Source organism: Paenibacillus oleatilyticus, assembly GCF_018998565.1.
Lineage (GTDB): Bacteria > Bacillota > Bacilli > Paenibacillales > NBRC-103111 > Paenibacillus_G > Paenibacillus_G oleatilyticus.
In genome coordinates this window covers 1-14,403 of record NZ_JAHNZO010000057.1, presented here as the reverse complement: position 1 = coordinate 14,403, position 14,403 = coordinate 1, and the positions used below count along the sequence as shown (strand labels likewise).

The window sequence follows — 14,403 nt, the reverse complement described above, 5'->3', positions numbered from 1 at the left end:
GAAGGTTTAGAAGAAATCCTCTAGCTTACCTTCGGGAGCTTGAAAACAAACATAGTATGCTGGTTATTCCGCTGTAGAAAAAAAAGGGACCTACATATTAGTTATGCATAATATGTAGATCCCTAAATAAGTTTTTCTCAACCAAGATCTCGAACTACTCCACCGTCACGCTCTTCGCCAAGTTCCGCGGCTTGTCGACATCGTTGCCGCGGGCCAGCGAAGCATAATACGCGAGCAACTGCAGCGGCACAACGGACAGCGCCGGGGTCAACAGCGGCAGCGTTGCCGGGATCGCGAACGTATGGTCGACGACCTTGGCAAGCTCGGCGTCGCCTTCGGCATGGATGCCGAATACGTGCGCGCCGCGCGCTTTGACTTCCTTGATGTTGCTGACCGTTTTCTCGAAGAGGTCGTCCTGGGTCGCCAGGGCGATTACCGGGATGCCTTCCTCGATGAGCGCCAGCGTTCCGTGCTTAAGCTCACCGGCAGCGTATGCCTCGGAGTGAATGTAAGAAATTTCCTTCAGCTTCAAGGAGCCTTCCAAGGCCACAGCATAATCCAATCCGCGGCCGATGAAGAACAGATTGTCATGCGTGGACACTTGCTCGGCAATCGCTTTGATCGTATCGGCTTGAGCCAAAATGCTCTCGACCTTTTCCGGCAGTTCCTGCAAGCCTGCAGCGACCTCGGCAATGTAAGCCTCGTCCGCCGTGCCGAGCGTCTGGGCCAAATACAGCCCGAACAGGTAAAAGGCGATCAACTGCGACGTATATGCCTTCGTAGAGGCTACAGCAATCTCAGGGCCAGCCCACGTGACGATTACATCGTCCGCTTCCCGGGCGACCGAGCTGCCGACCACGTTCGTAATAGCTAACACACGCGCGCCGCATCGTTTTGCTTCACGAAGTGCAGCCAGCGTGTCCGCCGTCTCGCCGGATTGGCTCACGACGATGACAAGCGTCTCTGGTGTAATAATCGGAGCACGGTAACGGTATTCCGAAGCGACATCGGTTTCTACCGGAATCCGTGCCAGCTTCTCGATCACCGATTTTCCGACCAGACCCGCGTGATAAGCCGTACCGCAAGCCACGATGTGGACTTGTCGAATAGCGCGGATTTGCTCCGGCGTCATGCCTACTTCATTCAGCACGACCTTCTTGCCGCTTTCATCCAAGCGGGCGCCCATCGTATCACGATAAGCCTTCGGCTGCTCATGAATTTCTTTCAGCATGAAATGATCGAATCCGGCTTTTTCCGCCGTAACGATATCCCAATCGACATGGAATAATTCCCGGGAAATAAAATTCCCCTCCAATGTCATTAATTCGACACCGTCACGCGTCAAAGCGGCCATCTCGCCGTCGTTCAAAATATACACGTTTCGCGTATATTCGAGGATCGCCGGAATGTCCGAGCCGATGAAGTTCTCGCCTTCGCCGACACCGATAATGAGCGGGCTGGACAACCGAACCGCCACGAGCTTATCCGGTTCATATTCGGTCAATACGCCCAGCGCGAATGCGCCCTTCATGCGCGAAACCGCCTTCTGTACCGCTTTCACGATATCGCCTTCGTACAAGCTTGCGATTAAGTGGGAAATAACTTCCGTATCCGTCTCCGAAACGAATACATGGCCTTGCTCGATCAATTCTTCCTTGAGCGAAATGTAATTCTCAATAATGCCGTTGTGTACGACGGAAAATTTAAACGAATTATCCGTATGCGGATGCGAATTCTCATCCGACGGCTTGCCGTGCGTTGCCCAGCGCGTATGACCGATCCCGATCGTTCCGCTAAGCGGCTTCTCGCCGAGCTTCGATTCCAATACGGCCAGACGGCCTTTCGACTTTTTCACCTGCAGACCATCGGTCGTATACACGGCTACGCCAGCCGAGTCGTACCCACGGTACTCCAGTTTTTTCAAGCCGTCAATCAATATATCTTGGGAATTTCGTTTTCCCACATAACCGACGATACCGCACATATGTTCAGGACCTCCTGATTGTCAAAGAAAGTAAAATTTCGTAGGATCCCGTCAAAAACTTTGTCGGCCCGGTCGCCCGGACGTTTTCAGTTTTGACGATACGGCTGGATCGATGGCCGGAAGGTCCCCGCCGAATGTTTCGAACACCTTCACCTCGTCAACTGGATGCCAACCTGAGATACCCGCTTCCTGCGTTGTCTAAGAGATAGTGGAGTCCGTACCCACCGCTTCCCGCGGCGACAGACCCTGTGACCGAATGCGCAGAAAATCAAGCAGCCCCGGATAAGCCATCCAGTCCTGGCGCTTGTCTTGCTAAGTAACCCCGCCCCACCTTTCCGTTTAGAGTAAGATACTATACCCATCTTATTCATTTTGACCCAAAAGCGCAACCTGTATTTTCATCGGCTTTCATTTCCGCCATGCACGAAGCGAAAATCCCGGATGCCTTTCCAGCGTCCGGGACCCCGAATTCCGCGTCACCGGGAGCGGCCCGAGCTACGTTCCTTCTCCCGCGTTAACCCGGCTACACCAGCTCGCGCTGAATCACATCGGCGATCTGCTGCACGTAAGCTTCGACCCGGTCTTTGTCCGGTCCTTCGGCCATGACGCGGATCAGCGATTCCGTCCCGGAAGGACGCACCAATACCCGGCCATTGTCGCCCAGCTCGTCTTCGACTTGACGAATAACAGCTTCGACAACAGGATTGTTGTTGAGCTTGCTTTTATCTGCCACACGCACGTTCACGAGCGTTTGCGGATATTTGCGCATGATGCTCTTCATCTCGCCCAGGCTTTTGCCGGACTTCACCAACGTATCCATAAGCTGCAGCGCCGTCAAAATGCCATCCCCCGTCGTAATGTGGTCGAGGAAAATGACATGGCCGGACTGCTCGCCGCCCAGATTGTATCCGCCTTTGCGCATTTCTTCCATCACGTAACGGTCGCCTACCGCGGTCTTCGCCGCCTTCAGACCTACCGCTTCGATGCCTTTGAAGAACCCGATATTGCTCATGACGGTCGTCACGATCGTCGAGCCGCGCAGCTTGCCGGCCTGATTCATCGCATGACCGCAGATGCTCAGGATGAAATCGCCATCCACCTCTTCGCCGTTCTCGTCAATCGCAATCAGTCGATCCGCATCCCCGTCGAAAGCAAGTCCGATATGCGCCTGCTTCTCAACCACCAGCTTCCGCAGATCTTCGGGATGCGTCGATCCGCAGTGGTCGTTGATATTGCGTCCGTTCGGCTCCGCCCCCATCGTGATCACTTCCGCGCCAAGCGCTTCGAACACTTTGGGCGCCAGCTCGTAAGCCGCGCCGTTGGCGCAATCCAATGCGATACGGTAGCCCTTGAAAGAAGACGTTACCGTCGACTGAATATAGCTCAAATATTGGAATTTCGCTTCTTCATTGTCGATCACATTGCCGATCGCTCCGCCGGTCGGCCGCGGCAGCTCGTCGTTTGCCGCATCCATCAGCCGCTCGATCTCGAGCTCCGTCTCATCGGACAGCTTGAAGCCGTCCGCGCCAAAAAACTTGATTCCGTTATCCTCCACCGGATTGTGGCTCGCCGAAATCATAACACCGGCGTCCGCCTTCAGCTCGCGTGTCAAATAAGCCACGCCAGGTGTGCTCAGCACGCCGAGCCGGATAACATTGGCGCCGATAGACAGCAGACCTGCGACCAGCGCCGCCTCCAGCATCGGACCGGACACCCGCGTGTCGCGACCGATCACGACATTCGGCTTCTCCACTTTACCTGCCAAGACGTAGCCGCCGCAGCGGCCGATTTTGTATGCGAGCTCCGGGGTTAACCCTTGGTTCGCAACTCCGCGGACACCGTCCGTACCAAAATATTTCCCCATCGAATCTCTCTCCCCTTGCAGTGCCTTATGTCAACAAACTACTTCCCATTATCACCGATTCATCCTAAACGGTCAAATCTTAGCCAGTCCTAGTGCGCGGCAGGCGGCGCAGCAGGTGGCGTTTCCGGCTGCTTGCCGGGCTTCGCGCTGATCTCTACCGTCGCTTTGAAATCCTGCTGCGGCCCCTTCTTCACGAACGTCGGCAAGTTCCAGGTCACCGGCACCTCATGCTTGCCGGGCGGTAAATTGCTCACATCGAGAATCCCTTGAACATCCTGCGGCTTCAGTTTATCAATCAGCTCTTGCGCACCTTCGACGGTCAGGTTCAGCTGCCCCGACTCCGGAAGCACGACTTTCGTATCAAAGCCGTCGTTTTGCCCGATAATCGACAGCGGGATCGCCTCGAGCGTCTTCGTTACCGAAGGCACGATCGTGACGTTCACCGTCACCTTATCCGGGTCAAGCTGCTTAACGTTATTTCGAGGCGGAATAGGCAGAGTGAACTCCTTATCTTCTTTCAGGTCGCCCAGATCCACCTGTGGTCCTTCGTAAAACTCCAACCGGTCCAGCACATTTTGCGGACCGAATACCGTGACTTTATCCGTACTCTGCCGGACGGAAGCTACGGCGTAGCCCCGAGGCGGTTCGCCCACGAGCTTCACCTGAAGCGGCACGAGCGTGAACGGGCTGGTGATGGGCACTTCGACCTCTACCACGGCCGGATTGATCACGGCAGTTTCAATCGGCTTGCCGTCCTTGTTATAGGCCACCAGCTTCACCTTGCTGGAAACCGGCGATGACGCCTTCTCTACATTGACGTCCGCGCGAACCGATTCCACTTCATCGTAGATGCGGCTCGGGACGGATACGGTAACCTGCTTCGGCTTCGCGACCGGCTGCCCGGCTTTCAACCCGACAGCAGGGATTCCCGTCACATTGACGGTAACCGGCATCGATTTATTTTTCTTATCGTCGATCACGACCCGGACATTGGCCGGCGTTGCTTTTACGGTCACATTCGACGGAAAGCCTACAGGATTAACCGGAAGCAGATACTCCCCTTTACCTACCTTGGTCAGATCCAGCTCCACCGAATAGGTCCCCGAGTTCATGACCTTTTTTAGGGCGGAATCCCTGCCCGTTAGGCTTAGCGTCACCTGGGCAGGATCAACCTGTACGACATAAAATTGGTCCGTATCATACTTCGGCGTCACCGCGACATTCCCGATTTTTTCCTCCAAAATACCCGCTCCGCTCGTTCCCGCGATCGGGGCATTGTCCGCGCGGACGACCGCCCAGAGCAAGATTCCTATAATCAGCGCAATAACCTTTACGACGTTCGTGTTGCGCAGCCATTGATCCATATCTAGCGTCGCCTCCATTTCCAAATGGAGCGTTTTTCCTTCGTCTTCGCTTTCGGTTTCAATTCCTCGAACAGCTTGGCCAACAAAGCATCCTCTTTCACATCCCGCAAAATATGGCCGTTCATCGCGAGCGAGACAGCTCCCGTCTCCTCGGACACAATGACGCACATCGCATCCGACACCTCGCTCATCCCGATCGCCGCCCGGTGCCTCGTCCCGAGCTCCTTACTGATAAAAGGATTTTCGGACAGCGGCAAATAGCAGCCGGCCGCCATCAGCTGATGCTTCCTCAGAATAACCGCTCCGTCATGAAGCGGCGTGTTCGGCACGAAGATGTTAATCAGCAGCTCCGAGCTGATCTGCGATTCGATCGCGATGCCCGACTCGATATAGTCGGTAAGTCCCGTATCCCGCTCGAATACGATCAGCGCCCCGATTTTGCGCCGGGCCATATAGGTAACGGCCTTCAGCACCTCGTTGATCCGGCGGTTCACTTCCGTATCTTCCTCGACGGTCGTCCGGCTGAACAGCTTGCCGCGTCCAAGCTGCTCCAGCGCCCTGCGCAGCTCCGGCTGGAAGATGATAAAGACCCCGACGAGTCCAAAGGTGAACATTTGATTCATCATCCACTGCAGCGTATTCAGCTTAAACCATGAGCTGAGCGCCCAAGTGACGACAACGACAAAAATGCCTTTGAGCAATTGGATGGCGCGGGTTCCCCGGACCACCAAAATCAATTTATAAATGACGTAGCTGACAATCAATATATCAATAATATCTTTGATATCGATTTCCGTAATCCAATCCATCGCGTTGCCCCCAAGCCTGCCTCCGTCATATCGGTTCCCTTATTGTGTTCCCCTTCCTTAGATCATACCATATTTGCAACAAAAAACCCTCCCTTTCTACCACGCGTAAGGGAGGATTTTAAAAATTGGGTCGCTTGGCCTATTTCATTCCTGAAATCGTTCCAGCCCACCGATTCATCTTGTACCAAAGCCAGCTGAAGGCTTCGTCGATTTGTTGAATATGCCCGGAAATATGCGCCGTCGAGGCCAGCTGAACCGATCCGTCAATGACCGTAATGTTGCCCACGATGTCGCCGTCCACCTGCAGTTTTCCGTTCTCTACCGTTAAATCTCCTGCCACTTTGCTGCCTGCCGGCACATAGACCGTATCTCCTTTAATAACGACCGACTGCAGGTCATTTCCCTTCACGAGCAATTCGCGATCATCGTTCCATGAGGAAACGAAGGTCGACAGCATCACAAGAAAAAAGACCGCCGCCACCGAGGCCGCCGGATGCTTACGGATCCACCGGTACCATGGATTTTGCCGTTTGACCGGTGGCAGCGCCTGCATGATCCGCTCCGTCAGGCCCTCAGGAACCTTCTGCGGCGGCCAAGCATGTATCAGCGCTTCCACTTTTTCAAACTGCTGCAGGCGCTTGCGGCATTCCGGGCAAACAAGCAAATGCTCTTTGAGCGTTGCCGCTTCCCTTCCTTCCAAGCTCCCGTCCAAATATTCATGCAGCAAAGGGAGGGCTTCCTCACAATTCATCCTGAGCCACTCCTTTCTTCTGTCCATTAAATCAAGTTGTGCCATACAATACGTTCGAAGCCAAGAGATGTTTCAAAAAACAACTATAAAACCTGCTCTAATTTTTTACGCAAAAATTCCCTGCCCCGGTGCAATCTGGTTTTAATTGTCGTTACCGGCATCGACAGCACATCGCTGATTTCCTGAAGCGACAAGTCCTGAAGATACCGCAAAATTACGACCGCCCGGTATTTCTCCGGCAGCGTCTTGATCGATTCGCGAATCTGATCCTGCGTTTCCGACAGCACCACCTGGTTGTCCGGCGTTTCTTCGCGGCTTGGCAGGGCGGAATACCAGTCGCTGCCTTCCCCGTCGCTCATCTCGGCATCAAGCGAATAGTTGATCTTCCGCTTGCGGAGCCGGTCAATGCACAGGTTCGTCCCGATCCGGTATATCCAGGTCGAGAACTTCTGCTGCTCGTCGTAACGGTCCAAATTCGTGTACACCCGCAAAAACGTCTCCTGCACGATCTCCTCCGCCTCATGACGGTTATGCAGCATACGATAGGCGAGATGGTAAATTTTATCCTTGTACAGCTCCACCAATTCGGCAAAAGCCGCTCGATCCCCGCTCCGGGCGAGCTTGGCGAGCCGGGTGTCCATTTGATTCACCGACCTACCTCCAACCTCCGAGCTTGGATCCGCTTGGCTTGCCAACGGTCAAATTCGGATTCTTCCGGACAACGCCTGACCTTTCTTCGATCACCGTTCCGTTTACTAGTAAAAGAATACCAAATGACTGCACCGCCTGTACAGTCTCTTCCCAAAAGAAATTGTGCGCCGCTCCCCTCCGTATCGCGTTTCAACAGAGTCGCCATTCTGCGATTTATTTATAAATTTTTACGAGAAATGACGCTACTTGGTTTCGGCCCCCGACCTGCCTAATGAAACCAAACATGAGAAAAACCGGGCGGCTCGGCATAAGCCAAGCTCCCGGCTTTCGGTTCGCTGGTTGATAGGCCTCAGCCCGTATTGCGAAGTCCAGCGGCAATGCCGTTAATCGTAAGCAGCACTTCGCGGAGCAGAAGCGAATCGTCGCCTCCCTGGTCGCGCAGCGGACGAAGCTCTGAGAGGAGCTGAACCTGCATATAGCTCAGCGGATCGACGTACGGATTGCGCAGACGGATCGATTCTTGAATAACCGGAACATTGTCCAAAATTTCCTGCTGGCCGGTAATTTTCAGAATCAGGTCCGACGTTCGTTCGTACTCTTCTTCGATCATCCGGATGATCCGCTCGGCAATCGACTGATCCTCGATCATGCTGCCGTATTCTTTAGCGATCAGCAGATCGGCCTTCGCGAGCGCCATCTGCAAGTTGTCAATGAGCGAACGGAAGAACGCCCAGTTGTTGTACATCTCCTGCAGGATGCGCAGGTTTTCCGGATTCCCTTGGTAGAAGCTGTACAGCCCGTAGCCCGAAGCATACCAAGCTGGCAGCAAATAACGGCTTTGCGTCCAAGCGAACACCCACGGGATGGCCCGAAGGTCTTCGAAACGGTCGCTATTTTTCCGCTTGGACGGCCGGGAGCCGATATTGAGTTCCCCGATCTCCGGCAGCGGTGTGGACTGCTTGAAGAAGGTCAGGAAGTCCGGATCGCGGAAAATCAGATCCTGATACTTCTGCTGCGCCTGCTCGGAAATGTCGCGCATAATCGTTTCCCAGCCCGGCTCGGATGGATCGGCTTGCGGGTTCCGTGCCCACAGCGCGCTTTTGATCAGTGCGGATGTCGCTTGCTCCAAGCTCCGGTAGGCGATCCCCTTCATGGAATAACGGGAGGACAGCACTTCGCCTTGCTCCGTGATTTTGATCCCACCGCCTACCGTATCGGCCGGTTGAGCCAGAATGCTCCGGTTGAGCGGCATGCCGCCGCGGCCAAGCGCGCCTCCGCGCCCGTGGAAAAACTTCAGCTTCACGTCGAACGGCTTTGCCGCCGCCGTAATGCTGCGCAGCGCGACCCGCAGCTCCCAGTTAGCGGTAATCACACCGCCGTCTTTGTTGCTGTCAGAGTATCCAAGCATAATTTCCTGAAGCTGATTCGTGCTGTTCAAGCTGTTCCGGTAAGCCGGAATTTGGAACAGTGTCGTCATAATCTCCGGAGCCGCATGCAAGTCGTCAATCGTCTCGAAGAGCGGTACGGACTGCAGCGTGCAGGTGACGGAGCCGTCCGGCTCGTGCAGATACAAGCCCGCTTCTTTACCGAATACCAGCACCTCAAGCAGATCGCTGGCTCCTTGCGTCATACTGATCAGATAGCTGGTGATACAGCTTCTGCCGAATTCCTGCTGTGCCTTTTGGATGACGCGGTACACGTCCAGGCATTCCTGCGTAGACTCGGAATAATGCAGGTAAGGCGAAGTAATCGGCCGCGGATCGTTCAAAATATCGGTCAGCAGCTTGATCTTTTGGTCTTCCGGAAGCGCGCCGTAATCGGAACAGATACTCATCTTAGCCAAAATTTCCGTCATTGCGGCTTCGTGCTCTTTACTATGCTGTCTGACGTCCAGCGAAGCCAGATGGAAGCCGAACAGCTCCACTTGGCGAATCAGCTTTTGCACATAGGCATCGGCGATGAAATCGGCATAATGATTACGCAAGCTGCGCTCGATAATCAGCAAATCTTCCTTGAATTGCTGAGGATTATTATATTTTTTGCCTTCGGACACGTTCGGTTTAGCCGTATTGCGAACTTTCTCGACCATATACCGGACTTTGATGCGGTAGGGCTCTTTTTCGTTAGGCAATACTTCGTCGGACGGCAGTTCGATCATGTCCCGGTCGTGCTGGATGGAATCCAGCAGCTCCTGCGTCACTTCGACGATATTTTTGCTAAAACTCATATGCTTCAGCAAATCCGTCAGCAGCTCCTCATACTTCTGCAGCGCGAGCTCCCGGTGCATGGTAAGCGTCTCCCACGTCACAGTGGAGGTAACCGAAGGGTTACCATCGCGGTCTCCGCCAATCCACGACCCGAACTTCAGGAACGTCGGCACGTGCCAGGACTCCTCCGGGTAATACTTGTGCAGACATCGTTCCAGCTCCTGATACACTTGAGGGAGCACATCGAACAGCGTTTCATCAAAATAATACAATCCATTCTTGACCTCGTCACCGACGGTCGGCTTCCGGTCGCGCAGCTCGTCCGTCTGCCAGAGGGTGATGACCTCGCCCAGCAGCTTCTCACGCAGTTGCTCGCGCTCGCGGAACGTCAAGCTCGGGTTGTCCAGCTCCATCACGTCCGCTGCAATCCGCTGATGGATATCAAGCACCGCGCGGCGGGTCGCTTCCGTCGGATGCGCCGTCATCACGAGCTCCAACGAGATGCCCTCGATCATATCCCGGACCTCTGCCGCAGGCGTACCAAGCGTTTTCAGCTTGCGGACTGCGTCCTCGATCGAACCCGGCTGCACGTTTTCTCCCGCGGTACGCTCATAATCGCGTTTGCGCCGAATCCGGTGATTCTGCTCCGCGATGTTAATCAATTGAAAATAAACGGCAAATGCGCGGATGACCTGATGGCGAATCTCCGGAGCCAAGCCGTTTATCGTATCCTTAAATTCCTCATACATTTCCGGCGTAAACTGGGCGCGCAGCGATTTACTCATCTCTCTTATTTTCTCTACGATGGTAAACAGTGTATTGCCGCCCTGATGAACCAGCACCTCACCCAAAATATGCCCCAAAAACCGAACATCGCGGCGAAGCAAATTGTTGGACGTGTTTTTGTTGATCAAACTGACTGAATCCGACATGGTTCTCCTCCATCCCTAAGCCAAGATCATAACCCCTATTTTAGCACAACCTTAGGCAACCATGTAGTCCATTTATGCGGTAAAGCGAAAAAAACCTTTAAATTTATAGGATTGATCGCATAGAAGCGGTATGTCGTTTCCAACTTACGGCAAGTAGCTTGTAACCGGCCTTCCGGCTGTCGAACAAACATTGCACCAGTATAACGTTAAAAGCAGAAAACCCCGATCGGTATTATATATGATGATAACAAACCTGTAGAGCTGTCGCAATATTTTAACGAATTGCATCGGTTAACAATATCTGTCGAAACATCGTTCAGCTCTCCCTATTCTTTACAAAAAGCTTTGTTTAGCTGGGGCGGCGTCCGGTTAATAGGAGGATAGGCTAGTCCAATGATGTGAAGAAGGAAGTGACGCTATGCTTCGGGAGTGCTTTTATCATGTGTCCCAAAGCAACTGGGCTTATGCATACGACAAACATACCATTCATCTGCGCGTCCGCACGAAACGGGATGATGTGATGGACATCTTGGCGGTCACCGGAGACAAGTACGACTGGGATCGGACCTACGAGGAATATCCGATGAAGAAAACCGCTTCGGACGCTTATTTCGATTACTGGGAGGCAAGTGTCAAACCAAAGTATGGCCGGGTCTCGTACGGATTCCGCATGAGTGCGGGTTCGGAGAGCGTATGGATGACGGAGTCGGGCATCCATGATGAACAACCTGCGCCGCCTGGCGGCTATTATGATTTTCCCTATATCCACGAGGTCGATATGTATGCCGCACCGGAATGGGCCAAGTCCGCGATCTTTTACCAGATCATTCCCGAACGCTTCGCCAACGGAGATTCGTCGAACGACCCTGACCCTACGGAGCCGTGGGGTGGCCAGCCGACCAATGACAATTCGTTCGGTGGCGACCTGCAAGGTATAATCGATCATCTGGATTACATTGAAAATTTGGGCGTCAACGCCATTTATTTAACGCCGGTCTTTCATTCTCCCTCCAACCATAAATATGACACGCTCGATTATAAAAAAGTCGATCCGCAGTTCGGCAGCAACGAAACGTTGAAACAATTGGTCGACGCCTGTCATGCCCGAAGTATCCGTGTCATGCTGGATGCCGTGTTCAATCACTGCAGCGAGCATTTCCCCTTGTTCCAGGATGTTGTCCGTCACGGCGAAAAATCAGAATATGCAGACTGGTTCCACGTACGCGAATATCCCTTGGCCGTTCGGGACGGAATTCCCACGTACGATACGTTCGGCTTCTTCCCGCACATGCCCAAGTTCAATACGGCCAATCCCCGAGTGAAGCAATATTTATTGGACGTAGCCGAGTATTGGATCAAAGAGATCCAAATCGACGGCTGGAGGCTCGACGTAGCCAGCGAGATCGACCATCATTTTTGGCGCGACTTCCGTAAAGTCGTGAAAGCCGCCAATCCGGACGCTTACATCGTTGGAGAAGTGTGGAACGATTCGATGAAATGGCTGCTCGGCGACCAATTCGACTCCGTGATGAACTACCCTTTCTCCAGCAAAGTGCTCGAGTTTTTCTCGCAATCCGCCATGGACGGGTATACGTTCGCCAACAGTATGGGCTTTTTGCTCATGCGTTATCCTCAGCAGACGAACGAGGTTATTTTTAACCTGCTCTGCAGCCACGATACGCCGCGCGTGCTTACTTGTGTCGGCGAAGACAAGCGCAGGGTCAAATTGTGCGTCGTGTTCCTGCTTACGTATATGGGCACGCCGTGTATTTACTATGGAGACGAAGTCGGGTTAACCGGAGGACCCGATCCGGACTGCCGCAAGTGCATGGAGTGGGATCCGGATAAGCAGGATAACGAGCTGTACGATTTTTACCGGCTGCTCATTGCGCTTCGCAAAGATTACGATGTGCTTAGATCAGGAAGCTTTCGCTTTCTCAAAGCCGAGCCCGGCGATCCGCGGATTATTTACGAGCGGCTGAACAGCCATATGCACTTTACCGTCTGGATGAACAATACCGAAGAAGAAACCGTTCTGTCGCATCCGATGGAAACCGATGATTGGAAAGATGCGCTTTCCGGGGAAACCGTAGTTCCGGAGGACGGTATGATGAACATTAAGCTGGACCCGCTCGGCTATCGTATTTTGTATCGTTTTCTTTAAAAAACACGCACTGTCCCTAAAAGCTTAAAGGAGGAATTAACATGCATCGACCCTATGGAGAAAATGCAAGCGGAGATCAACGGATGCGCAATAAAGTTGCGCTCGTTACGGGCGGCGGTTCAGGAATCGGCAAAGCGGCAGCTCTGCTTCTCGCCTCCTATGGAGCCAAAGTAGGATTGGTTGGACGCGATCAAAAGGAGCTCGACGAGGTTCAGCGGCATATTGAGAAAACGCATGGCGAAGCTCTTTCCATCAAAGCGGACATTTCAATCCCCGATGAAATTCAATCAGCCATAAGCCAAACCGTGGATCGGTTCGGCCGGCTGGACATCGTTGTGGCGAATGCAGGAATCAACGGAGTGCTTACGCCTATTGAGCATATGGAAGTGTCCGATTGGGAGCAAGTGCACGACATTAACTTAAAGGGAACATTTCTTACCGTAAAATATGCGATTCCGCATCTGAAGGAAGACGGGGGAAGTATCATTATTACGAGTTCTATTAACGGCAATCGTGTCTTTTCCAACTTCGGATTCAGTGCCTACAGCACCACCAAAGCCGGGCAGGTCGCTTTTATGAAAATGGCCGCGCTCGAGCTCGCCCAATACCGTATTCGAGTCAATGCGATTTGTCCGGGAGCGATTGAAACCAGGATCGAGGAGAACACATACCGGCGTCCGGAAATAGAAAATATTCGTATCCCCGTCGAGTTCCCGAAAGGGGATCATCCGTTAAAGCAAGCCCCCGGCTCAGCCGAACAAGTCGGTCAACTCATTCTCTTTCTTGCTTCAGACGATTCGTCGCATATTACCGGTACCGAGATTTATATTGACGGCGCCGAATCTCTGCTGCGGGGATGATGCGGCGGGGACGTCGTCTAAAAAAAGAAAAACCGTGCTAAAGCAATATGCTCTAGCACGGTTCTTTACAATAAGCGGGTGATGGGAATCGAACCCACGCTACCAGCTTGGAAGGCTGGAGTTCTACCATTGAACTACACCCGCATAAAAACCAAATTAGTAAAAAATTAGTGGTCGGGACGACACGATTTGAACATGCGACCCCCTGGTCCCAAACCAGGTGCTCTACCAAGCTGAGCTACGTCCCGAAATGTAAAACGAATATTTGAAATGGCGTGCCCTGAGAGATTCGAACTCCCGACCTTTTGATTCGTAGTCAAACGCTCTATCCGGCTGAGCTAAGGGCACAAACTGTAATTATGGAGCGGAAGACGGGATTCGAACCCGCGACCCTCGCCTTGGCAAGGCGATGCTCTACCCCTGAGCCACTTCCGCAACTATGGTGCGCGTAGAGGGACTTGAACCCCCACGGTCTCCCGCCAGATCCTAAGTCTGGTGCGTCTGCCAATTCCGCCATACGCGCCTACGCTGCAATGTTTCAAATATACTCTTCGCAGCTGAAGAGAAAGAAAGTGAGCCATGTAGGACTCGAACCTACGACACCCTGATTAAAAGTCAGGTGCTCTACCAACTGAGCTAATGGCTCATGCATGGCTGGGGATCTAGGATTCGAACCTAGGCATGACGGAGTCAAAGTCCGTTGCCTTACCGCTTGGCTAATCCCCAATAAGATGTTGTTGCTGGTGCCGCCGAGAGGACTTGAACCCCCAACCTACTGATTACAAGTCAGTTGCTCTACCAATTGAGCTACAGCGGC

General features: G+C 53.2%; 9 protein-coding genes and 8 tRNA genes. 2 read left to right on the top strand and 15 right to left on the bottom strand.

The features are described 5' to 3' along the window. Window positions 1-154: 154 nt before the first annotated feature. The 7 genes from glmS to ppc form a co-directional block, all read right to left on the bottom strand. A complete protein-coding gene (gene glmS, locus KQX66_RS36085) occupies window positions 155-1,984 on the bottom strand; it encodes a glutamine--fructose-6-phosphate transaminase (isomerizing) (protein ID WP_216798340.1) in 1,830 nt (609 codons plus the stop codon). A 523-nt stretch (window positions 1,985-2,507) separates the two neighbouring features. Further along, window positions 2,508-3,848 carry a phosphoglucosamine mutase gene (gene glmM / locus KQX66_RS36080; protein ID WP_216798339.1) on the bottom strand — a complete coding sequence of 447 codons (1,341 nt, stop codon included), beginning with the start codon at window positions 3,846-3,848 and terminating at the stop codon, window positions 2,508-2,510. Window positions 3,849-3,937: 89 nt separating this feature from the next. Continuing rightward, the gene (locus KQX66_RS36075; protein ID WP_216798338.1) at window positions 3,938-5,212 is read right to left on the bottom strand and encodes a CdaR family protein; all 1,275 of its coding nucleotides are present in this window, start codon (window positions 5,210-5,212) and stop codon (window positions 3,938-3,940) included. A 2-nt stretch (window positions 5,213-5,214) separates the two neighbouring features. Then, window positions 5,215-6,021 carry a diadenylate cyclase CdaA gene (gene cdaA, locus KQX66_RS36070; RefSeq protein ID WP_127463107.1) on the bottom strand — a complete coding sequence of 269 codons (807 nt, stop codon included), beginning with the start codon at window positions 6,019-6,021 and terminating at the stop codon, window positions 5,215-5,217. A 139-nt stretch (window positions 6,022-6,160) separates the two neighbouring features. After that, the gene (locus tag KQX66_RS36065) at window positions 6,161-6,772 is read right to left on the bottom strand and encodes a zf-HC2 domain-containing protein (protein WP_216798337.1); all 612 of its coding nucleotides are present in this window, start codon (window positions 6,770-6,772) and stop codon (window positions 6,161-6,163) included. Between the two features lie 83 nt (window positions 6,773-6,855). Further along, window positions 6,856-7,422 (bottom strand): RNA polymerase sigma factor SigW, encoded by a 567-nt coding sequence (gene sigW / locus KQX66_RS36060; protein WP_216798336.1) that lies wholly within the window; start codon window positions 7,420-7,422, stop codon window positions 6,856-6,858. A gap of 350 nt (window positions 7,423-7,772) precedes the next feature. Continuing rightward, complete coding sequence (ppc, locus tag KQX66_RS36055) at window positions 7,773-10,562, bottom strand: phosphoenolpyruvate carboxylase (RefSeq protein WP_216798335.1); 2,790 nt, start codon at window positions 10,560-10,562, stop codon at window positions 7,773-7,775. Between the two features lie 418 nt (window positions 10,563-10,980). Between ppc and KQX66_RS36050 the strand changes: the two genes are divergently transcribed. Continuing rightward, on the top strand, window positions 10,981-12,726 hold the full coding sequence (locus KQX66_RS36050; protein ID WP_216798334.1) for an alpha-glycosidase: 1,746 nt from the start codon (window positions 10,981-10,983) through the stop codon (window positions 12,724-12,726). A gap of 41 nt (window positions 12,727-12,767) precedes the next feature. Beyond that, window positions 12,768-13,586 (top strand): SDR family oxidoreductase, encoded by an 819-nt coding sequence (locus KQX66_RS36045; protein ID WP_216798333.1) that lies wholly within the window; start codon window positions 12,768-12,770, stop codon window positions 13,584-13,586. Window positions 13,587-13,659: 73 nt separating this feature from the next. Here KQX66_RS36045 and KQX66_RS36040 read toward each other — a convergent pair. From KQX66_RS36040 to KQX66_RS36005, 8 genes are all read right to left on the bottom strand, one after another. Continuing rightward, window positions 13,660-13,730 (bottom strand) — tRNA-Gly (locus KQX66_RS36040). A gap of 27 nt (window positions 13,731-13,757) precedes the next feature. After that, window positions 13,758-13,834: transfer RNA gene (locus KQX66_RS36035), tRNA-Pro, on the bottom strand. A gap of 23 nt (window positions 13,835-13,857) precedes the next feature. Then, window positions 13,858-13,934 (bottom strand) — tRNA-Arg (locus tag KQX66_RS36030). A 12-nt stretch (window positions 13,935-13,946) separates the two neighbouring features. Next, window positions 13,947-14,021 (bottom strand) — tRNA-Gly (locus KQX66_RS36025). A 5-nt stretch (window positions 14,022-14,026) separates the two neighbouring features. Beyond that, a tRNA-Leu gene (locus KQX66_RS36020) sits at window positions 14,027-14,109 on the bottom strand. Between the two features lie 50 nt (window positions 14,110-14,159). After that, window positions 14,160-14,232, bottom strand: a tRNA-Lys gene (locus tag KQX66_RS36015). A 5-nt stretch (window positions 14,233-14,237) separates the two neighbouring features. Beyond that, window positions 14,238-14,312, bottom strand: a tRNA-Gln gene (locus tag KQX66_RS36010). Between the two features lie 15 nt (window positions 14,313-14,327). Further along, window positions 14,328-14,403: transfer RNA gene (locus KQX66_RS36005), tRNA-Thr, on the bottom strand.